At 64.5% G+C, this 22,133-nt stretch carries 17 protein-coding genes; 14 read left to right on the top strand and 3 right to left on the bottom strand.

The window, feature by feature from the left end; translation table 11 throughout:
* Positions 1-41 precede the first annotated feature (41 nt).
* The 10 genes from clpA to DVB37_RS16635 all read left to right on the top strand — a co-directional run bounded on the left by clpA (position 42) and on the right by DVB37_RS16635 (position 15,169).
* The gene (gene clpA, locus DVB37_RS16680) at positions 42-2,354 is read left to right on the top strand and encodes an ATP-dependent Clp protease ATP-binding subunit ClpA (RefSeq protein WP_039884291.1); all 2,313 of its coding nucleotides are present in this window, start codon (positions 42-44) and stop codon (positions 2,352-2,354) included.
* Positions 2,354-3,697, top strand: coding sequence for a paraquat-inducible protein A (locus DVB37_RS16675; RefSeq protein ID WP_104144422.1), 1,344 nt, complete (start codon positions 2,354-2,356; stop codon positions 3,695-3,697). Before clpA ends, DVB37_RS16675 begins: the two co-directional genes overlap by 1 nt.
* Positions 3,698-3,738: 41 nt before the next feature.
* Positions 3,739-5,403 carry an intermembrane transport protein PqiB gene (locus DVB37_RS16670; RefSeq protein WP_120156245.1) on the top strand — a complete coding sequence of 555 codons (1,665 nt, stop codon included), beginning with the start codon at positions 3,739-3,741 and terminating at the stop codon, positions 5,401-5,403.
* A 6-nt stretch (positions 5,404-5,409) separates the two neighbouring features.
* The gene (locus DVB37_RS16665; RefSeq protein WP_120156244.1) at positions 5,410-6,075 is read left to right on the top strand and encodes a membrane integrity-associated transporter subunit PqiC; all 666 of its coding nucleotides are present in this window, start codon (positions 5,410-5,412) and stop codon (positions 6,073-6,075) included.
* Positions 6,076-6,235: 160 nt separating this feature from the next.
* Positions 6,236-10,057 carry a trifunctional transcriptional regulator/proline dehydrogenase/L-glutamate gamma-semialdehyde dehydrogenase gene (gene putA, locus DVB37_RS16660; protein ID WP_046804694.1) on the top strand — a complete coding sequence of 1,274 codons (3,822 nt, stop codon included), beginning with the start codon at positions 6,236-6,238 and terminating at the stop codon, positions 10,055-10,057.
* A 256-nt stretch (positions 10,058-10,313) separates the two neighbouring features.
* Positions 10,314-11,459: a branched-chain amino acid ABC transporter substrate-binding protein gene (locus DVB37_RS16655; RefSeq protein WP_120156243.1), complete on the top strand. Its 1,146-nt coding sequence runs from the start codon at positions 10,314-10,316 to the stop codon at positions 11,457-11,459.
* 158 nt (positions 11,460-11,617) lie between these two features.
* Entirely contained in the window at positions 11,618-12,547 is a 930-nt protein-coding gene (locus DVB37_RS16650) for a branched-chain amino acid ABC transporter permease (protein WP_120156242.1), read from the top strand.
* Entirely contained in the window at positions 12,544-13,632 is a 1,089-nt protein-coding gene (locus DVB37_RS16645; RefSeq protein ID WP_046804692.1) for an ABC transporter ATP-binding protein, read from the top strand. The genes DVB37_RS16650 and DVB37_RS16645 overlap by 4 nt, the downstream gene beginning before the upstream one ends.
* Entirely contained in the window at positions 13,629-14,432 is an 804-nt protein-coding gene (locus DVB37_RS16640) for an ABC transporter ATP-binding protein (RefSeq protein ID WP_120156241.1), read from the top strand. The genes DVB37_RS16645 and DVB37_RS16640 overlap by 4 nt, the downstream gene beginning before the upstream one ends.
* Positions 14,429-15,169, top strand: a complete 741-nt coding sequence (locus DVB37_RS16635; protein WP_120156240.1) for an ABC transporter ATP-binding protein — start codon at positions 14,429-14,431, stop codon at positions 15,167-15,169. Before DVB37_RS16640 ends, DVB37_RS16635 begins: the two co-directional genes overlap by 4 nt.
* A 115-nt stretch (positions 15,170-15,284) precedes the next feature.
* On the opposite strand, the gene DVB37_RS16630 is transcribed toward DVB37_RS16635, so the two are convergent.
* A complete protein-coding gene (locus DVB37_RS16630; RefSeq protein WP_046804689.1) occupies positions 15,285-16,568 on the bottom strand; it encodes an MFS transporter in 1,284 nt (427 codons plus the stop codon).
* A 155-nt stretch (positions 16,569-16,723) separates the two neighbouring features.
* Between DVB37_RS16630 and DVB37_RS16625 the strand changes: the two genes are divergently transcribed.
* A complete protein-coding gene (locus tag DVB37_RS16625; protein WP_120156239.1) occupies positions 16,724-17,341 on the top strand; it encodes a TetR/AcrR family transcriptional regulator in 618 nt (205 codons plus the stop codon).
* A gap of 181 nt (positions 17,342-17,522) precedes the next feature.
* Positions 17,523-17,744, top strand: a complete 222-nt coding sequence (locus tag DVB37_RS16620; RefSeq protein WP_104144431.1) for an XRE family transcriptional regulator — start codon at positions 17,523-17,525, stop codon at positions 17,742-17,744.
* Positions 17,745-17,807: 63 nt separating this feature from the next.
* On the opposite strand, the gene DVB37_RS16615 is transcribed toward DVB37_RS16620, so the two are convergent.
* Entirely contained in the window at positions 17,808-19,097 is a 1,290-nt protein-coding gene (locus tag DVB37_RS16615) for an Nramp family divalent metal transporter (RefSeq protein WP_120156238.1), read from the bottom strand.
* A gap of 133 nt (positions 19,098-19,230) precedes the next feature.
* On the bottom strand, positions 19,231-19,656 hold the full coding sequence (locus tag DVB37_RS16610) for an OsmC family protein (RefSeq protein ID WP_046804685.1): 426 nt from the start codon (positions 19,654-19,656) through the stop codon (positions 19,231-19,233).
* 223 nt (positions 19,657-19,879) lie between these two features.
* On the opposite strand from DVB37_RS16610, the gene DVB37_RS16605 reads away from it, so the two are divergent.
* Positions 19,880-21,034, top strand: coding sequence for an ABC transporter substrate-binding protein (locus DVB37_RS16605; RefSeq protein ID WP_120156237.1), 1,155 nt, complete (start codon positions 19,880-19,882; stop codon positions 21,032-21,034).
* Positions 21,035-21,212: 178 nt separating this feature from the next.
* Complete coding sequence (gene ehuB, locus DVB37_RS16600; protein WP_120156236.1) at positions 21,213-22,127, top strand: ectoine/hydroxyectoine ABC transporter substrate-binding protein EhuB; 915 nt, start codon at positions 21,213-21,215, stop codon at positions 22,125-22,127.
* Positions 22,128-22,133: the final 6 nt, after the last annotated feature.

Genomic DNA, 22,133 nt, shown 5'->3' with positions numbered 1-22,133 from the left:
GAATCGTGTATTTGACCGCTTCGATGCAATACGGAGGAAGCGTGATTTCTCAAGAGCTTGAAGTCAGCCTGCATATGGCTTTCGTCGAGGCCCGTTCGGCCCGGCACGAATTTATTACCGTCGAGCACCTGCTGCTGTCGCTGCTCGACAACGCTTCGGCAGTCGAGGTTCTGCGCGCATGCGCGGCCAACCTCGACGACTTGCGCCGCAACCTCCGTCAGTTCGTTTCGGAAAACACCCCGGTGATTCCAAGCGGCGCCGAGGTCGACACGCAACCGACGCTGGGCTTTCAGCGCGTGATTCAACGCGCAATCATGCATGTTTCCGCAGGCGGCACCGGCAAGAAACCGGTGACGGGCGCAAACGTGCTGGTGGCCATTTTTGGGGAAAAGGACTCGCATGCCGTGTACTACCTGCAACAGCAGGGCGTCACGCGCCTGGACGTGGTCAATTTCCTGTCGCATGGCATTACCAAACAGCCCCAGGTGGAGTCCGCCGCCGTGCAGAAAGAGCAGCAGACCAACGGTGAAGAGCAGGGCGAATCGCGTCAGTCGCCGCTTGACCAATACGCCACGGACCTGAACGCCGCCGCGCTGGCGGGCCGCATCGATCCCCTGATCGGACGCGAGCACGAAGTCGAGCGCGTCATTCAGGTGTTGTGCCGACGCCGCAAAAACAACCCGCTGCTGGTCGGTGAGGCCGGCGTGGGCAAGACCGCCATTGCCGAAGGCCTGGCCTGGCGCATCACGCGCGGCGAAGTCCCCGAAATCTTGCAAGCCGCCCAGGTCTTTTCGCTGGACATGGGCGCGCTGCTGGCGGGTACCAAGTACCGCGGTGATTTCGAACAGCGCCTGAAGGGCGTGCTCAAGCAGATCCGCGGCAACCCCGACGCGATCCTGTTCATCGATGAAATCCATACGCTGATCGGCGCCGGATCGGCCTCGGGCGGCACCTTGGACGCGTCCAATCTGCTCAAGCCGGCCCTGTCTTCGGGCCAGCTCAAGTGCATCGGCGCCACCACGTATACCGAATATCGCGGCGTCTTCGAAAAAGACCACGCGCTGTCGCGTCGCTTCCAGAAGATTGACGTGCCGGAGCCCAGCGTCGAGCAAACCGTGCAGATCCTGCGCGGCTTGAAGAGCCGTTTTGAAGAACACCACAGCGTGCGCTATTCCGCTGCCGCGTTGTCGGCGGCCGCTGAATTGTCAGCCCGCTTCATCAATGACCGCCATCTGCCCGATAAGGCGATTGACGTTATCGACGAAGCCGGCGCCGCCCAGCGCCTGCTGCCGCGCTCGCGCCAGAAGAAGGTGATCGGCAAGGTGGACATCGAGAACATCGTGTCCAAGATCGCCCGCATTCCGCCGCAGTCCGTCTCCAACGACGACCGCAGCAAGCTGGCCACGCTGGACCGCGATTTGAAAACCGTGGTGTTCGGCCAGGACGGCGCCATCGATGCCTTGTCCGCCGCCATCAAGATGGCGCGCTCGGGCTTGGGCAAGCCGGAAAAGCCTATCGGCGCTTTCCTGTTGTCCGGTCCCACCGGCGTGGGCAAGACCGAAGTGGCGCGTCAACTGGCGTTCACGCTGGGGGTCGAGCTGCTGCGTTTCGACATGTCGGAATACATGGAACGCCACGCGGTGTCGCGCCTGATCGGCGCGCCTCCGGGATACGTCGGATTCGACCAGGGTGGCCTCTTGACCGAAGCCATCACCAAGCAGCCGCACTGCGTGCTGCTGCTGGACGAAATCGAAAAGGCGCACCCGGATGTGTTCAACATCCTGCTGCAGGTCATGGACCACGGCACGCTGACCGACAACAACGGCCGCAAGGCGGACTTCCGCAACGTCATCCTCATCATGACGACGAACGCGGGCGCCGAGACCTTGAACCGTCCGTCGATCGGGTTTGCCAATTCGCGGATGCTGGGCGACGAAATGGCGGAAATCCGCCGCATGTTCACGCCCGAATTCCGCAACCGCCTGGACGCAATCATCCCGTTCGCCGCGTTGGACCGCGAGGTCATCCTGCGCGTGGTGGACAAGTTCCTGATGCAGCTGGAAGATCAGTTGCACGAGCGCCGCGTGGAAGCCGTGTTCACCACGAAACTGCGCGAACACCTTGCCAAGGAGGGGTTCGACCCGCTGATGGGCGCGCGTCCCATGCAACGTCTTATCCAGGACACCATCCGCCGCGCGCTGGCCGACGAACTGCTGTTCGGCAAGCTGGTGGACGGCGGTTCGGTTACGGTGGATCTGGACGACACGGGCAAGGTGACGCTGGACTTCGACGACAACGGGAAACCGCCGTCTTCGGATGCGCCGGACAAGCAGGAAGTTGAACTGATCGATTGATGACCGCGGACAGCCAGCCGCTGATCGAGTGCGAACATTGCGCAAGCGTTTATCGCCGACATCAGCTTGAACCTGGCGAGACCGCCAATTGCGCCCGCTGCGGGGCCACGTTGTGGCGCTACAGCGGGCTTACTTTGTCCAATTGGCTGGCGCTTGCCATCACGGCCCTGATCGTTTTCGGGGTGGCTAACGCCTACCCGGTCGCTTCCATGTCCGTGCAGGGCATGGTGCAAGAAGCGTCCCTGCTGGACGCCATTTCCATTACGTGGCGCCAAGGCCACTGGGTGGTCGCCGTGATGACGGGGCTGGCCGGTTTTGCCTTGCCGTTGCTGCAACTGACCGTATTGCTGTGGGTGCTTGGCCCCTTGTCGCGGGGCCACGAGCCCGTCGGGTTCCGCGGCGCCATGCGTCTGCTGGGGTTCCTCTCGCCGTGGTGCATGGTGCCGGTGTTTTTGCTGGGCGTGCTGGTCGCGGTGGTCAAGCTGGCGGGTATGGCGGCGGTGCAACCCGGTATCGGCCTGGGCGCCTTCGGCCTGCTGACTGTTTTTCTGACGATGCTGGGGCGCTTGTCGCCGCACGTACTGTGGCGTTACGCCGAAACGGCGGGCGTGGCCCCCGTGCATATTCCCGAAAGCGGTCCGGAAACCGTGCTGGCCGGCTGCCATGTTTGTGGCCAGGTGCAGGCCTTGCCGCGCGATGCCGATCCCGAAGAAGAACATCACTGCGTGCGTTGTGACGCCATCGTGCATTACCGCAAGCCGGATCACCTGGCGCGCACCTGGGCGCTGCTGCTTGCCGCGGTCGTGTTCTATATCCCGGCTAACGTCCTGCCCGTCATGCAGGTCAGTTCGGTGTTGGGCGACAGCGCCCATACCATCCTTGGCGGCGTTGTCGAGCTCTGGCAGATGGGGTCCTGGGATATTGCGCTGATCGTGTTTATCGCCAGTGTGGCCGTGCCGCTGACCAAGCTGTTGGCGCTGATCCTCTTGCTGCTGACCGAGCAATGGCGCAGCACCACCAATCTGCGGCCGCGTACCCGCTTGTATCAGATGGTCGAGTTCATAGGCCAATGGTCGATGCTGGATGTTTTTGTCGTTATATTGCTGGCGGCGCTGGCCGATTTCCAAGGGCTGATGGAGATCAGCGCCGGCGCGGGGGCGGCGGCGTTTGGCGTCGTTGTGATCCTGACCATGCTGGCGGCCATGAGCTTCGATCTGCGCCGCAGTTGGGATCTTGAAGGCGAGGTCGACGTCGACTTCGACGCGCCCGAGATCGAGGGCCGGGCGCATCCGGCCCAGGCGGCGCATCATGCGCCGTCCGTGACAAGCAGGGAAGTGGGCTAGCAACAACCGTGGTTCCCGCTCAAGAAGAAAAAGGAAAGTAGATGTCCGACCAAGCACCCGGTGCCGGTGAAGAGAAGTTCAAATCGCCGACTATCTCGCGCAAGCAGAAGCGCCGGATTTCATGGATATGGCTCGTGCCCATCGTGGCGGCGCTGATGGGCATGTCGCTTGTCATACGCACCTGGATGCAGGCCGGCCCGGATATCTCGATCTCGTTCAATACGGCCGAAGGGCTGGAAGTGGGCAAGACGCAGCTGCGCTACAAAGACGTGAACATCGGCACGGTGAAGTCCATCGGCTTTAATTCCGACCGCAGCAAAGTCGTGGTGAAGGCCGAGCTGGCCAAGGAAGTGTCGGACCTGGCGCGTGAAGGCACCAACTTCTGGGTGGTGCGTCCGCGTCTGGATGTCAGCGGCGTATCGGGCCTGGGTACCTTGTTGTCGGGCGCCTACATTGGCGTGGACGCGGTGGAAGGCAAGAACGGCGAGGAAAAGGCCACCAAGTTCAGCTTTGAAGGGCTGGAAATCCCGCCTGCCGTCACGCATGACCGGGCCGGCAAGCGCTTCATGCTAAAGGCGTCGGACCTGGGGTCCCTGGACATCGGCTCGCCGGTCTATTTCCGTCGCATCAATGTGGGCCGCGTCATCGGCTACGAGCTCGACAAGACCGGCACGGCGGTCAACGTCGAAGTGTTTGTCGACGCGCCGAACGACAAGTTCGTCACCAACGGCACGCGCTTCTGGAACGCCAGTGGCGTGGACTTCAGCGTCAACGCCGATGGCCTGAAGGTACGCACGCAGTCGCTGGTGTCGATGGCGGTGGGCGGCGTGGCATTTGAATCGGTGCAAAGCGTGCGCGACGGCAGCGCCGCCGCGCCGGCCGACGCGCACTTCGATCTTTACCCCACCGAGGCCGCCGCCAAGGCCAACCCCGACGGCGAAGCCTTCCCGATCCGCATGCGCTTCGATCAGTCGATTCGCGGCCTGACCGTCGGTGCGCCCATCGACTTCAACGGCATCACGCTGGGCAACGTTACGCAGATCAATCTGGACTTCGACCCCGCCACCAAGCGCTTCTATTCCATCGTGGACGCCACGCTGTACCCGGAACGCCTGGGCCGCGTGTACGAAGAAGTGCGCGAACGCGCGCTCAAGGACGGCGACGAGGCCGGCAACCGCCTGCTGGGCGTGATGATCAAGTACGGGCTGCGCGCGCAGTTGCGCACGTCGAACCTGCTGACGGGCCAGCTGTACGTGGTGCTGGATAACTTCCCGAATGCCAAGCCGGTGGAATTCACCCCGTCCGACCCGGCCGTGATCCCCACTATCCCGGGCAACCTGGATCAGTTGCAGCAGCAGGTCAGCAACATCGTCGCCAAGATCGAGAAAATTCCGTTCGACAAGATTGGCGAGGATCTGCGCACCACCCTGGCCAGCACGTCCAAGCTGATGAACCGGCTGGACAAGCAGGTGGCCCCGGAGGCGCAGGGCATGCTCAAGCAGGCCCGCGAATCCATGGCGAACATCAACTCGATGCTGGCTTCCGACGCGTCGCTGCCGGTCAATACCGAAAAGGCCATGCAGGAACTGAGCCGCGCCGCGCGCTCGTTGCGGGCATTGGCCGATTTCCTGCAATCGAACCCCGAAGCCTTGCTGCGCGGCCGTGGCAAAGACCCGATTCCCGGCTCCGGCCCTGTCAGGAACTAAAGAATCATGACTTTATCTTCCCTGCGCCCTGTCCTGTCCTTGCTGGTGCTGAGCGCCGCCCTGGCCGGCTGCGGCTCGTCGCCGCCCGTGCATTACTACACGCTGCAAGGGCCCGCCGCGCCGTCCACCGCCGCGCCCGCCGGCTCCGCGGACTTTTTGATCGAGGTACAACCGGTCAGCCTGTCCACACAAGCCGACCAGCCCCAGTTGATGGTGCGCACGGGCGACGGCAGCGTATCGGCACTGTATTCCGAGCGTTGGAGTTCGCCGCTGGGCGACGAGGTGCGCGGCGCCTTGTCCGATGCCCTGAAGGGCGAATTGGGCGCGCTGGACGTGCAGATGGTCAAGCCTGGCCCGGGCGCGCCCGTGTGGCGGGTGCAAACCGACGTCCAACGCTTCGAGCTGGTCTCGGGCAGCATGGCGCAGCTGGATGCCACGTGGCGCGTCCGGCCCGTCAATGCCAAGGGCACGGGCTTGCTGTGCCGCAGCGTCGTCACCGAAAAGGTGTCCGAGACGGGCATCCCGGCGCTGATCGCGGCCCAACAGCGCGCCGTCGTGGCGCTAGCCGGTGCCATGGCGTCCGCCATACGTGGTCAAACCCCAGCGGGCTCGGCGTCCGTGCAGATGCTGGGATGTTCGCCCCTGAAGGACGCGCCGAAAGACCAGGACTGACATGGGCGCTTCCCGGTAAACCTGCGCCAAGTCAATCGGTTAACCTAGGGTTAACCTTAATACAAGCCGGGTTGCAACCTGTTTAGCATACGGTCCTACCCATACTGGGTTTCGTTCGAGTCCAGTATCACCTTTGCCATGCGACAGGAAGCAATCTCTTATGGCCAGCACGACCCTCGGCGTCAAAGTTGACGACGCACTGCGCGACCGCTTGAAGGCGGCCGCGAACAAGCTCAACTGCACGCCCCACTGGCTGCATAAGCAGGCAATCCTTTCTTATCTGGACAAGATCGAGCGTGGCCATCTGCCCGCCGAAATGTCGCACCTGGGCGTGGACGCCGGCACGGAAGACGACACGGGCGATGCGCCCGCCGCGCCCACGCCGCCGTTCTACGAGTTTGGGCAGGACGTGCAGCCGCAGTCCGTGCTGCGCGCCGCGATTACCGCTGCGTATCGCCGCCCCGAGCCCGAATGCGTGCCGCTGTTGCTGGGCCAGGCCCGTGTGCCCAATCTTGAAAAAGTGCACGCGATGGCCTCCGACCTGGTCAAGAAGCTGCGCGGCAAGCGCAGTGGTGGTGGCGTTGAAGGGCTGATCCAGGAATTTTCGCTGTCCAGCCAGGAAGGCGTGGCGCTGATGTGCCTGGCCGAAGCGCTGCTGCGCATTCCCGACCGCGCCACGCGCGACGCGTTGATCCGCGACAAGGTCGCCCGTGGCGACTGGAAGTCGCACATGGGCGGCTCGCAATCGCTGTTCGTCAACGCCGCCACCTGGGGCTTGATGATCACCGGCAAGCTGGTGGCCGTCAGCAGCGAACAATCGCTGTCCAAGGCGCTGACCCGCTTGATCGGCAAGGGCGGGGAACCCCTGGTGCGCAAGGGCGTGAATATGGCCATGCGCATGATGGGCGAACAGTTCGTCTCGGGCCAGACCATCTCTGAAGCCCTGGCCAACAACCGCAAGATGGAAGCCCGCGGCTTCCGCTATTCCTACGACATGCTGGGCGAAGCGGCCACCACGGCCGAAGACGCCGAGCGCTATTACGCGTCGTATGAGCAGGCCATCCACGCCATCGGCAAGGCCGCGGCCGGCCGTGGCATCTATGAAGGCCCTGGCATCTCGATCAAGCTGTCCGCACTGCACCCGCGCTATTCGCGCAGCCAGCGCGAACGCGTCATTGCTGAACTGCTGCCGCGCGTGAAGGCACTGACGGCGCTGGCACGCAGCTACGACATCGGCCTGAACATCGACGCCGAAGAAGCCGACCGCCTGGAAATCTCGCTGGATCTGCTGGAAGCGCTTTGCTTTGCGCCCGAACTCGAAGGTTGGAACGGCATCGGTTTCGTCATCCAGGCTTATCAAAAGCGCGCGCCGTTCGTGATCGACTACGTGATCGACCTGGCCCGCCGCAGCCGCCATCGCATCATGGTACGCCTGGTCAAGGGCGCCTACTGGGACAGCGAAATCAAGCGCGCCCAGGTCGACGGCCTGGAAGGCTACCCCGTCTACACCCGCAAGCTGTACACCGACGTCGCCTACCTGGCCTGCGCGCGCAAGCTGCTGGGCGCACCCGAAGCGGTGTACCCGCAGTTCGCCACGCACAACGCATACACGCTGGCCGCCATCTACCAGCTGGCCGGCCAGAACTACTACCCCGGCCAATACGAATTCCAGTGCCTGCACGGCATGGGCGAGCCCCTGTACGACGAAGTGGTCGGCCCGCTGGCGCAAGGCAAGCTGAACCGGCCGTGCCGCATCTATGCGCCGGTCGGCACGCACGAAACGCTGCTGGCTTACCTGGTGCGCCGCCTGCTGGAAAACGGCGCCAACACCTCGTTCGTCAACCTGATCGGCGACGACAGCATTCCGGTGGAAACGCTGGTGGCCGACCCGGTGGACGCGGCGTCGCGCATCGTGCCGCTGGGTGCGCCGCACGAAAAGATTCCGCTGCCGCGCGAGCTCTACGGCAATCTGCAACAAGGGGCGCGCGCCAACTCGGCCGGCCTGGACCTCACCAACGAACACCGTCTGGGCTCGTTGTCGGCCGCGTTGCTGGCCAGCGCGGGCACGCCGTGGCGCGCCGGCCCCATGTTGGGCGAAGGCGAACAGGCTTGGGACGCGGCGCGCGCCGTTGAAGTGCGCAACCCGTCCAACCTGCGCGATGTCGTTGGCCACGTGATCGAAGCGCAAGCGGACGAGGCCGACGCCGCCTTGCGCGCCGCCGCCAATACCGCGCCCATCTGGCAATCCACGCCCGTGGCGGAACGCGCGCAGTGCCTGCGCCGCGCCGCGCAATTGCTGGAAGAGCAGATGCAGATGCTGCTGGGCCTGATCGTGCGCGAGGCCGGCAAGTCGCTGCCGAACGCCATCGCCGAAGTGCGCGAAGCGGTGGACTTCCTGCGCTACTACGCGGACCAGGCCGAACGCGAATTCAGCAACGACACGCACCGCCCGCTGGGCACCGTGTTGTGCATCAGCCCGTGGAATTTCCCGCTGGCCATCTTTACCGGCCAGGTCGCGGCCGCGCTGGCCGCCGGCAACACCGTCGTGGCCAAGCCCGCCGAACAAACGCCCTTGATCGCGGCGCAAGCCGTGGCCATTCTGCGCGCCGCCGGCGTGCCGGCTGGCGCCGTGCAGTTGCTGCCGGGCCGTGGCGAAACCGTGGGCGCGCAGCTGGTTGCCAGCCCCGCCGTGCGCGGCGTGATGTTCACGGGGTCGACCGACGTGGCGCGCATCATTGCGCGCACGCTGGCCGACCGCCTGGACGACGACGGCCACACCATTCCGCTGATCGCCGAAACCGGTGGCCAAAACGCCATGGTGGTGGATTCGTCCGCGCTGTCCGAACAAGTGGTGTTCGACGTGTTGAGTTCGGCCTTCGATTCGGCCGGCCAACGTTGTTCTGCGCTGCGGGTGCTGTGCGTGCAGGAAGACAACGCCGATCACGTGCTGACGATGCTGCGCGGCGCGATGCGCGAGCTGTCCGTGGGCAACCCTGACCGCCTGTCGGTGGACGTCGGGCCGGTGATCGACACCGACGCCCGCAACGGCATCCAGCGCCACATCGAGACGATGCGCACCGCCGGCCATCGCGTGGACCAGGTAGAACTGAACGGCGAATGCCGCCACGGCACCTTCGTTCCGCCCACCATCATCGAAATCGACCACATCAGCGAATTGACGCGCGAAGTGTTCGGGCCGGTGCTGCACGTGGTGCGCTATAAGCGCGACGAACTGGATGCCTTGCTGGATGCCATCAACGGCACCGGCTATGGCCTGACGTTTGGCGTGCACACCCGCATCGACGAAACCATCGCGCACGTGACGGGGCAGGTGCATGCCGGCAACGTCTACGTCAACCGCAACATCGTGGGCGCGGTCGTGGGCGTGCAGCCGTTTGGCGGCGAATGCCTGTCGGGCACCGGCCCCAAGGCGGGCGGCCCGCTGTATATGTACCGCTTGCTGGGCACGCGCCCGGCCGGCCTGCCGCCGGCGCTGGACGCCGCCGCGCCGCTGCCCCAGCGCATCGCGCTGCCGGGTCCCACCGGTGAAACCAACACCTATATGGTCGAACCGCGTGGCGCCGTGTATTGCGTGGCCGCCACCGAAGCCGGTGCGCGGGCGCAGTGGTCGGTTGCCCGTCTGACCGGCAACCACGCCTGGTTTGCGGACACGCCCGCTGCCCAGGCGCTGCTGGCCACGCTGGACGCCGAGCAACAAGGGCAAGCCGGCATCCTGGCTGACGATGAGGTCGATCAGGCCGACTACCAGGCGGTTCTGTTCGAAGGCGATGGCGACGCGCTGCAAGCGCTGAACCAGCGCATCGCGCAGCGCCCGGGCGCCATCCTGTCGGTGCATGGCCTGACGTCCGACGCCCTGGCGGCCGGCGCCAGCTACGTGCCGGAGCGCCTCTTGACCGAGCGTTCCATCAGCGTCAATACGGCCGCCGCCGGGGGCAACGCCAGCCTCATGACGATCGGCTAAGGGTGACCGAGGGGTAACCCTCGATGACCGAGGGTTATCTCCAATATCGGGCAGGTTGCACTGGAACGAAAATCCGGTCGCACTTCAAGTCCGGATGTCGCAACCCGACATCCGGACTTTGCAGAAAATGCATACGCGGGACCGGGCCACAGCCCGGCTCGCGGTAGTAGAAAAAACCAAAAGCCTGGCTATAAGCTCAGGTATAACAAGGCCTTAAGACCAAGGCCAACTGTCCCGATACCCGGAGGGTTTTCCCATGAAGTTCCGCACCACTTTGAAGCTTCTCGCCGCCAGCATCGCCGCTGTGGGCATGACGGCCGCCGCGCAGGCCGCCGACATCAAGCTTGGCTTTGCCGCCCCCCTGACCGGTCCGCAATCGCACTACGGCGAAGACATGCAGAACGGGCTGAACCTGGCTTTGGAAGAAGCCAACAAGAACGGCATCAAGGTCGATGGCCAGCCCGCCAAGTTCGTGCTGGTGTCGCGTGATGACCAGGCCGACCCGCGCGTGGGCGTGCAGGTGGCGCAGCAGCTGGTCGACCAGGATGTCGTGGGCATTCTGGGCCACTTCAATTCGGGCACCACCATTCCCGCGTCGCGCGTCTACCATGAGGCCGGTCTGCCGCAGATCGCCATGGCGACCTCGCCGGAATACACCAAGCAAGGCTACGAAACCACGTTCCGCATGATGACCAGCGACACCCAGCAGGGCGCCGCGGTCGGCAAGTTCATGGTGCAGAACCTGAAGGCCAAGAAGGTCGCCATCATCGACGACCGCACGGCTTACGGCCAGGGCCTGGCCGATGAAGTGGAAAAGGCCGTCAAGGCCGCCGGTGGCGAAGTGGTCCGCCGCGAATACACCACCGACAAGGCCAACGACTTCACCGCCATCCTGACCAACATCAAGGGCGCGGCGCCCGACGCCATTTTCTACGGCGGCCTGGACGCGCAGTCCGGACCGATGAAGCGCCAGTTGGCCACGCTGGGCCTGAAGGCGCCGCTGGTCTCGGGCGAAATGACCCGCAGCGACACCTTCATCAAGCTGGCCGGCGACGCCGCCAACGGCACCTTCGCCTCGCTGGCCGGCGTGCCGCTGGACAAGATGACCGCGGGCAAGGACTTCGAACAGCGCTATCAGGCGCGCTTCAAGAAGGCGCCGGGCGTGTACGCGCCGTACGCCTATGACGGCGCCTGGAACATGATCACGGCCATTGAACAGGCCGGTTCGTCCAAGCCCGAGAAGTACCTGCCGGTGCTGGCCAAGCTGGACCGCAAGGGCGCCACCAGCGAGCACATTTCCTACGACGCCAAGGGCGACCTGAAGGAAATCTCGGTCACCATCTACGAAGTCAAGAACGGCAAGTGGGAGATGGTTGAAACGATGGTCAGCCAAGCCAACTAAGGCCGGCTGAACCCGTAGGGCGGACGTGCCGGCGCTGCCGGCGTCCGCCAACGCTTTGCGCACACGCCGCTCGGCGTGTCGCCGCGAGCGCCGCGTTCCATGCATCATGGCGCGGGCCGCTGCAGCGCGATTTTTCCAGGCTTATTTTCGCGGCCCCTATGGATATCTTCATTCAACAACTGATTAACGGCGTCACGCTAGGCAGCGTGTACGCCCTGGTCGCCCTTGGCTACACCATGGTGTACGGCATCATCGGGCTGATCAACTTCGCGCATGGCGACGTCGTCATGATCGGCGCCATGGCGGCCACCACGATCGCCATTTCACTGGTGGGCGGCGACCCTGGCGTGTCGGCGTTCGTGGTGCTGGGCGTGGGCCTGCTGGTGTCCGTGCCGCTGTGCATGGCGGTGGGCTGGACGGCCGAACGCGTCGCCTACCGGCCGCTGCGACGCGCGCCCCGGCTGGCTGCGCTGATCACCGCCATCGGCGTGTCCATCATTCTGCAGAACGTGGCCATGATGGCCTGGGGCCGCAATTACTTGAACTTCCCGCAGGTGCTGTCGCCGCGCGTGTTCGAGTTTGCCGGCGCGCGCATGAGCACGCTACAGATCGCCATCGTGGTGATCGCGGCGCTGATCATGGGCGGCCTGCTGGCCATCGTGCACAAGACGCGCCTGGGCACGGCGATGCGCGCCACCGGGCAGAACCGCGAGGTGGCGGGGCTGATGGGCGTGAACATCAATACCGTGATTTCGGCGGCGTTCCTGATCGGCTCGGCGTTGGCCGCCGTGGCGGGCATGATGGTGGCCACCTATTACGGCGTGTCGCAATACACCATGGGCTTCATGCTGGGCCTGAAGGCGTTTACCGCCGCGGTGCTGGGCGGCATCGGCAGCATGGTGGGCGCGATGGTCGGCGGCCTGTTGCTGGGCGTGATCGAATCGCTGGGCGCGGGATACATCGGCGACATCACCGGCGGCTTCCTGGGCAGCCATTACCAGGACGTGTTTGCGTTCTTCGTGTTGGTGCTGGTGCTGATCTTCCGCCCCTCGGGCCTCTTGGGCGAACGCGTGGGAGACCGGGCATGAACACCTCCTTGAAACACAGCGGGCTGTCGACGCGCAACCTGATTGGCATTGCGCTGATCGGTATCGTGCTGGCGGTGCTGCCCTTTGTGATCGGCATGGCCGGCCAAAGCTGGGTGCGCATCCTGAACTTCGCGTTGCTGTACGTGATGCTGTCGCTGGGCCTGAATATCGTGGTGGGCTTTGCCGGGCTGCTGGACCTGGGCTATATCGCGTTCTACGCGGTGGGCGCCTACACGTGGGCGCTGCTGGCGTCGCCGCATTTCGGGCTGCACCTGCCGTTCTGGGCGATTCTGCCGATTGCGCTGGCGGTGGCCTGCCTGTTCGGCGTACTGCTGGGGGCGCCCACCTTGAAGCTGCGGGGCGATTACCTGGCTATCGTGACGCTGGGGTTTGGCGAAATCATCCGCATCTTTTTGAACAACTTGAATGCGCCGGTCAATATCACCAACGGGCCGCAGGGCATCAACCGTATCGATCCGTTCAAGGTCGGTGAATTCACGTTCGGGCGTACCGAGACCTTGATGGGCATCCGCTTCACCGGGCCGGAAAAGTACTACTACCTGCTGCTGGCGCTGACGCTGATCATCATCGTGGTATGCGTGCGTTTGCAGAATTCGCGTATCGGCCGCGCCTGGGAAGCCATCCGCGAAGACGAAATCGCGGCCAAGGCCATGGGCATCAATACGCGCAACATCAAGCTGCTGGCGTTTGCGATGGGGGCGTCTTTTGGCGGCGTGGCCGGTGCGTTGTTCGCGTCGATGCAGGGCTTTGTCAGCCCCGAAAGTTTCTCGCTGATGGAGTCGATTTCGATTCTGTGCATGGTGGTGCTGGGCGGTATGGGCCACATCCCGGGCGTGATCCTGGGCGCGCTGATCCTGGCGGCCTTGCCGGAATTCCTGCGGGCCGTGGTGGAACCCTTCCAGCACATGGTGTTCGGCGCGGTGGTGCTGGACCCTGAAGGCATCCGCATGTTGTTGTTCGGCCTGGCGATGGTCTGCGTCATGCTGTTCCGCCCGGCCGGCCTGTGGCCGTCGGCGGTGCGCAAGCGTGAGCTGTCCACCAAGACGCAAGGGGGGCCGGCATGAGCAAACTGCTGCAAGCTCAGGGGCTGGGCAAACGCTTTGGCGGCCTGCAAGCGCTGTCCGACGTCAGCTTCGATATCGAACAGGGCGAAATCTATGGCCTGATCGGCCCGAACGGCGCGGGCAAGACCACGCTGTTCAATGTGCTGACCGGCCTGTACATCCCGGAAGACGGCAGCTGCACGTTCAACGGGCAGTCGATGTCGGGCAAGAAGCCGCACGAAGTCGCCCACGCGGGCCTGGCGCGCACGTTTCAGAACATCCGGCTGTTCGCGAATTTGTCGGCAATTGAAAACGTGATGATCGGCCGGCACCTGCGCACGAAGGCGGGTGTGTTCGGCGCGGTGCTGCGCACACGCCGCACGCGCGCTGAAGAAGCGGCCATCGAGGCCCGGGCGCAGGAACTGCTGGACTACGTGGGCATCGGCCATCGCGCCAACGACGTTGCGCGTTCGCTGCCGTATGGCGACCAGCGCCGTCTGGAAATCGCCCGCGCCCTGGCCACGGACCCGAAGCTGCTGGCGTTGGACGAACCGGCGGCCGGCATGAACGCGTCGGAAACGGTGGTGCTGCGCAAGCTGGTCGAAAAGATCCGCAACGACGGCGTCACGGTGCTGCTGATCGAGCACGACATGAAGCTGGTGATGGGCCTGTGCGACCGAGTGCTGGTGCTGGAATACGGCAAGGTGCTGGCCATGGGCAAGCCCGCTCAGGTGCAGCGCGACCCCAAGGTCATTGAAGCGTATCTGGGTGCGGGCGCCGCGCAAGACCCGCTGATTCACAAGGAGAGCCCGGCATCATGACGGCATCCCAACCCTTATTGGAATTGCGCGGCCTGCAAGTCGCGTATGGCGGCATCCGCGCCGTGCGCGGCATCGACCTGCGCGTGGACGCAGGTGAACTCGTGTGCCTGATCGGCGCCAACGGCGCGGGTAAAAGCACGACGCTGCGCGCCATCTGCGGCCTGGTGCCGCTGGCGGGCGGCGAAATCGTCTACGACGGGCAGTCCATCGGCGGTCAGAAGTCGCACGAGCTGGTGCGTCGCGGGCTGGTCATGGTGCCCGAAGGTCGGGGCATCTTCGGCCAGCTGACCATTGAAGAAAACCTGGCCATGGGCGCGTACATTCGCCGCGACGCCGCGCAGGTCAGGCAAGACACCGACCGCGTGTTCACGCTGTTTCCGCGTCTTGCCGAACGCCGCAAGCAGGCGGCCGGCACCTTGTCGGGCGGCGAGCAGCAGATGGTGGCCATGGGCCGCGCCATGATCGCGCGCCCCAAGCTGTTGCTGCTGGACGAGCCCTCGATGGGCCTGGCGCCCTTGATGGTCGAGAAGGTGTTCGAGGTGGTGCGCACCATCGCCAGCGAGGGCGTCACGATTCTGCTGATCGAGCAGAATGCGCGCCTGGCGCTGGAGAACAGCCATCGCGGCTATGTGATGGAATCGGGCGAGATCATCTTGTCCGGGCCGGCCAGCCAGATGCTGCACGACCCCAAGGTCAGGGCGGCGTATCTGGGCGAAGTCGAGGGCGCGCCGGCCTGACGGCGACGCGCGCCTTGACGTGCGCAACAAAAAAAGCCCGGCATGTGAATGCCGGGCTTTTTCTTGCGGATGCGAATCGACGCGCCTAGGTGGGCTTAAGCGGGCCTAAGGGATCTTAAGCGGGCACAGGCACCACCCGCTTCTTGCCGATTCGCAGTGCAATCACCGCGGCGATCAGGCCCGTGGCGCCGGAAATCAAAAAGGCCATCATGTAGCTGCCCTGGGCTTCCCGGATCGCGCCGGCCATCCAGGCGGCGCTGGCCGCGCCCAGCTGGTGGCCCGCGACAATCCATCCGAACACAATGCCGGCGTCGCGTTCGCCGAAGGCTTCCGTCGTCAGCCGCAAGGTGGGCGGCACGGTGGCAATCCAGTCCAGGCCGAAGAAAATGGCGAAGATCGACAGGCTGTAGAACGAGAAATCGGAATAGGGCAGGTAGATCAGCGACAGGCCGCGCAGGGCGTAGTAGACAAACAGCAGCTTGCGCGGGTCGTAGCGGTCGGTCAGCCAGCCGGATGCCGTGGTGCCGACCAGATCGAACACGCCCATCAGCGCCAGCAGGCCGGCGGCTTGCACTTCCAGCATGCCGTGGTCGCCGCACAGGGCGATCAGATGCGTGCCGACCAGGCCGTTGGTGGTGAACCCGCAAATGAAGAACGTGGCGAACAAGAACCAGAATGTGGGGGTCTTCGAGGCCCGGGCCAAGGCGCCAAAGGTGGCGGCCAACATGCCGGTGCGCGGCGCGACGGGGGCGGGCGGCGCGTCGGGGTCGCTGCCGAACGGCGTCAGGCCGACGTTGGCCGGGCGGTCGGGCACCAACCACCAAGCCAGCGGCACCATGGCGGCAGCGGCGGCTGCAACCGTCCAGACGACGCGCGTCCAATCCCCGGACGAGGCCAGCGTGGCCAGCACGGGCAGGAAGACCAGCGTGCCGCTAGCGGTGCTGGCGGTCAGCAAGCCCATTACCAGGCCCCGATGCTTGGTGAACCAGCGGTTCACGATGGTGGCGCCCAGCACCGAGGCCACCGCTCCGGAACTCAGGCCCGAGAACACGCCCCACGTCATCAGCAGGTGCCAGGGCTCGGTCATGTAGGCGCTGACGGCGCTTGAGGCCGACATCAGCACCAGGGCGCTGATCAGCACCCGGCGCAGGCCGAAGCGTTCCATCGCGGCGGCGGCGAAGGGGCCGACCAAGCCATACAAAAAGATGCCAGCCGCCGCCGCGAACGAGATCGAGCTGCGGCTCCAGCCGAAGGCTTCCTCTAGTGGCACCAGCAGCACGCTGGGCGTAGAGCGCAAACCGGCGGAAACCAGCAAGGCCAGGAAAATGACGGCAACCACGACAAAGGCGTACTTTTGTCCGGCGCGCTGAAAGGGAAGCGGAGGTTGGGCTATACTCATGTTACTGACCGGTACGTATCTGGTTTGAGATCAGCGAATAGTACGTACCGGTCAGTAACATCGTCAAGCGATTTTTCGGCGATTTGTTTTTTGAAGGCGCGGCCGTCCGCTCGTGTTGCGGGAACGCCGTCCGCCTTCCGTTTCAGGAGTCCAGCATGGCCAGCAAGCCTTCCAATGCCTCAGGCGCCACCGCAAAAGCCGGCCCCAAGCCGCTACTGGCGGCAGACCGCATCCGCAAGACGGCACGCGAAATGTTCTACCGCGACGGCATCCGCGCCGTGGGCGTTGACGCCATCGTCAACCAGGCCGGCGTGACCAAACCCAGCCTGTACCGCAGCTTTTCGTCCAAGGATGAATTGGCGGCGGCCTATCTGCGCGACTACGACGCCGAATTCTGGGCCCGCTTCGACGCCGCCTGCGCCGCGCATCCCGGCGATCCGCACGCACAGCTGCTGGATTATCTGTCGGGGCTGGCGACGCGCGCCGTGGCAAACGGGTATCGCGGCTGCGGCCTGACCAATGCCGCCGTTGAATACCCTGAACCCGAACACCCCGCGCGCGCAGTGGCCGTCGAGCACAAGCTGCAATTGCGCCGGCGCCTGAACGAGATGGCGTTGGGCATGGGCGCCCGAGACCCCGCGGCCCTGGCGGACGGCCTGCTGCTGTTGATTGAGGGCGCGTTTGTCTCTAGCCAGCTGTTTGGCGAAGGAGGCCCGGCGGCGCGGGTTGCCGACATGGCCGACAAGCTGATCCAGGCGCATCGGGCCGGCTGAATGGGGGAGGGCGCTGCACAAGACTAGTGCTTAATGTGGTGCCGCATGCACCGTAATGGTGGTGTTTGTCCCCATTGCGCAACGATTAAAAAAATGCTTGAAGTTTTTATTGCGACGCAACAAACGCGGATCTAACATCAAGTCGTGTTGTTCCACATCGCGCTTTCTCAAGGAGAGAATCATGAGCGATACCGCGTTGAAAAATGCCCGTATGTCGGATGCGCTGGAGCGGTCCTTGATCCGCGAGGCCGTCAAAGCGGAAACCTTGTCCGGCCCCTTCAACCGCGGTCTGTGGTTGCGCCTGAAGGTGCGCATGGCCTCGTTGGGCGGCGCCGTCGGCGAAATCCTGCACGACATGGACGCCGGTCGACAGCAGCATCCGGTGATCTCCGCCCGCCACTGAAGCGCCCGGGGCCAGCTAAAAAAACGCCAGCATATGCTGGCGTTTTTTTTGGGCGAGCCCGCTTCAAGCCACCATGTCGATCAGCAGATAGCCATCAAGAATGACGATGCCGACGGTGGCGCCGACGGCGGCCCAGGCCCAGGCGCCGCGCAGCGCGTATGCGCCCATCACCTGTTTGCGGCAGGCCAGCACCACCAGCGGTCCCAACGCGAAGGGCAGCGCCAGGCTCAGGATGACCTGGCTTAACACCAGCAGTTCGTCGGGGTCCTTGCCACCGGTGAAGATCAACAGGCCGACGGCCGCCGCGCCCGCGATCAAGCGCGTTGCCAGCGCCCGGCGCCGATCCGACCAGTTGCTGCGAATCTGAAACCCCTTGGACAGGATGCGCCCGGCCAGCACGCCGGTAATCGTCGAACTTTGGCCCGCCGCATACAAGGCAACGGCAAAGACGATGGCGGCGCCCACGCCCAGCGTATGGCCGATGACGGCATGCGCGTCGTCCAGGCTGGATACGATCAGGCCGGATCCGGACAGCGATGCCGCCGCCACGATCATGATGGCCGAGTTGATCAGCATGGCCACGCTCAACGACACGATGGTGTCGTTGCGCGCCACGCGCATGGCCATGTCGCGCGCCGAAGCTGGCAGGGACTGCGCGCGTTCGGCCAACGAGCCGGAATGCAGGTAGAGGTTATGCGGCATCAACGTGGCGCCCAGGATGCCCAGCGCGATCAGGAAACCTTGGGGGTCGCGCAGCGCCTGGCCGGTCTGCGTCATGCCGTGCGCCACGGCGGTCCAGGCGGGGTTCGCCTTGAACAGCAGGAAAACGAATGACGCGGCAACCACGCCCAGCAACACCGCGATGACGCGCTCATGGCGGTCGGCATTGCCGCGCGTCAGCGCCAACACCGCGAATGTGCCGACGCCGGTCACCGCCACGCCGGCGATCAAAGGCAGGCCGAACAGCAGGCGCAGCGCAATGGCGCCGCCGATGAGTTCGGCCAGGGCGGTAGCCAGGATGGCGGCCTCGCCGGCCAGCCAGGCCGCCTTGGACCAGCGCGGCGACAGGTGGCGGGCAGTCAGCGTGGCCAGGTCTTGGCCGGTGGCCAGCGCCAGGCGCGACACCAGAATCTGAAAACCCAGCGCCAGCAATGCGGAGCAGATGACGACCATCAACAGGCCGTATCCAAAGCCGCTGCCGCCCGCGATGTCGGTAGCCCAGTTGCCCGGATCGATGTAGCCCACGGCCACCAGGATGCCCGAGCCGACCATGCGCCGCAGGTTGGCCGACACCCGCGCGTCCTGAGCCAAGGCGGCCTTGCCGCCAGAAATTGCGTAGATGAATCCGGTCATGCGGCACTCCTGAGAATGGTTCTCATTTTCTTGAAGTGCTGGAAGACCGTCAAATTGATTTTGCCCAAGCCCGGGATAGGGCCGACCAATGGCGCGGCCCGGGACAGGACGCGCCATTGGCCAGGCGCAGCGCTTAGGACTTGAGCTTGGCGTCCATGGTGATCTTGGCGTTCAAGACCTTGGACACCGGGCAGCCCTTTTCAGCCTTGCGGGCGGCGTCTTCGAACGCCTGCGCGGTGGCTCCCGGGATGACGGCTTCCACGGTCAGGTGCACGGCGGTGATGGAAAAGCCGTCGTCGACTTTGTCCAGCGTCACTTCCGCCTTGGTGTCCAGGCTGGTGGCCACCAGGCCGGACTCGGACAGGATGTTGGACAAGGCCATCGTGAAGCAGCCTGCGTGCGCCGCGCCCAGCAGCTCTTCGGGGTTGGTGCCCGGCGTGTCGCCAAAGCGCGTGTTGAAGCCATAGGGCTGGGCCTTGAGCGCGCCGCTTTGCGTGGAGATCGTGCCTTTGCCCGTCTTCAAGTCGCCCGACCAGGCGGCGGATGCGGTTTTCTTCATAGTGACTCCTGTAGAGGGGGCGCGCGCGTGGTGGCGCGGCCGGTGCAAAAAACGACCGCCGGTGACGGCGGTGTGCGTTGCCTTGCAAGGCATGAACGATGATACGGCGATGCCGGGGGGCGGACGCGGAATCCACCGGTGCGCAACGGCAAGCCGATGTAACGGCCCACGGGCATCAGGCAAAATAGCGGCATCCGTTTCAACCGTCCCAAGAGCTGCTGTCATGTCTCGCACTTTTCTACGCTATGCCTGCGCCGTTGCGCTGGCGCTGCCCGCCTTGTCCGCCCATGCCGAAATCGTGATTGGCGTGGATGTGTCCACGACCGGCCCCGCCGCCGCCATCGGCATCCAGACCAATAACGCCATCCGCCTGTGGCCGCAGACGCTGGGCGGCGAACCGGCGCGCTATGTGGTGCTGGACGATGGCACCGACGTCAGCCGCGCGGTCAAGAACATGCGCAAGCTGACGTCCGAAGACAAGGTCGACGCCATCGTCGGCCCCAACACCACGGCGGCTGCCCTGGCCGCGCTGGACGTGCTGGCTGAAACCAAGACACCCATGATTGCGCTGGCCGCCTCAAGCGTCATCGTGGAACCTTTGTCCGACCCCAAGCGCGCCTGGGCGTTCAAGATGCCCCAGAACGATTCATTGATGGCCACCGTGCTGGTGGACGACATGAAGAAGAAAGGGTTCAAGAACGTGGCCTTCATCGGCTTCGCGGATTCCTACGGCGACAGCTGGTGGAAGGAATTCACCGCGGCGGCCGGCACTGACTTGAAGGTCGTGGCGCAGGAACGCTTCCAGCGCACGGACGCGTCGGTGGTGGGGCAGGCGTTGAAGGTGATTGCCGCCAAGCCGGACGCGGTGCTGATCGCAGGCGCGGGCACGCCGTCGGCCTTGCCGCAGAAGACGCTGCTGGAACGCGGTTACACCGGCGCCATCTACCAGACGCACGGCATCGGCACGCTGGAATTCCTGCAAGTGGGCGGTCGCGATGTGGAAGGCACGCTGTTCCCGACCGGCCCCGGCGTCGTGGCGCGCGAGCTGCCGGACAGCAACCCGGTCAAAAAGGTCGCCGTGGAATTTGCCGACAAGTATGAAGGCCAGTACGGCGCCAATACCCTGACGCAATTCGCGGGCGACGCGTATGGCGCCTGGATGCTGCTGGATTCGGCAGTGGGCCGGGCACTGAAAACGGGCGCCAAGCCCGGCACGCCGGAATTCCGCGGCGCCTTGCGCGACGCGCTGGAAAACACCCGCGACTTGATCGTTCCCAATGGGGTCCTGAACATTTCCAAGCACAACCACCAGGGCTTCGACGAGCGGGCACGAGTGATGGGCGTGGTCAAGAACGGGCGCTTCTCGTACGCCCAGTAGCCGCCGCCACGGATTTCTACGTACCGTAACGTTTGCTAACGATTCATAGGGCAACGGACGCTAAAAGCGGGCTTAGGCCCGCTTTTTTACGCCCATATGATTAGTGTCGAAATCATTTAATAGCGTATTATTTTTAGCGAAGCCATGCACCTAGAAATAGATTCGGGAGAAATCATTCATGACCTTGCTGCAATCCAAACGCTTGCTGTTGGCCCTGGGCCTTGGCGTGTTGGCCGCGTGTTCGGACTCGGGCGGAGACAAGCCCGCGCCCGCTACCGGCGGCGCGCCGGCTACCGCAACCAGCACGCTTGACGCCGCCAAGGCCGCCGGCAAGATCCGTATCGGCTATGCCAACGAGGCGCCGTTTGCGTACATGGACAGCAAGGAAGCCAAAGTCACCGGCGAATCGGTCGAGATTGCGCGCGTGGTGCTCAAGCGCATGGGCATCAATGAAGTGGAAGGCGTGCTGACGGAATTCGGCTCGTTGATTCCCGGCCTGGCCGCCAAGCGTTTCGACATCATTGCCGCCGGCATGTACGTCACCCCCGAACGCTGCCAGCAGGTCGCGTTTTCCGACCCCACCTACGGCGTGGGCGAGGCCTTCCTGGTCAAAGAGGGCAACCCCAAGAACCTGCACAGCTATGAAGACGTGGTGAAGAACCCCGACGCCAAACTGGGCGTTGTCGTGGGCGCCATCGAAGGCGAGTACGCCGAAAAAGTGAAGGTGCCCGCCGGCCAGGTGGTGGTCTTCCCCGACGCCGTCAGCGCCTTGTCCGGCGTGCAGGCGGGCCGCGCGGACGCCTACGCGGCCACGGCGCTGACCATCAACGACCTGATGGGCAAGACACAAGCGGGCAGCGGCCTGGAAAAGGCGGAGCCCTTCACCGACCCGGTGATCGATGGCAAGGGTGTGCGCGGCTATGGCGCGTATGCCTTCCGCACCGACGACAAGGCCTTTGCCGATGCCTTCAACGCCGAACTCGCCAAATTCATCGGCACCGACGAGCACAAGAAACTGGTGGCGCCGTTTGGCTTCACCGATCAGGAACTGCCGCAGGGTGTGACGGCCGCCAAGCTCTGCGCCGGCCAGTAAGGATCG

The sequence above is a fragment of the Achromobacter sp. B7 genome (assembly GCF_003600685.1).
Taxonomy (GTDB): Bacteria; Pseudomonadota; Gammaproteobacteria; order Burkholderiales; family Burkholderiaceae_B; genus Achromobacter; species Achromobacter spanius_B.
Note: the sequence above shows the minus strand (reverse complement) of the source record. Positions and strands in the feature narration are given on the sequence as shown.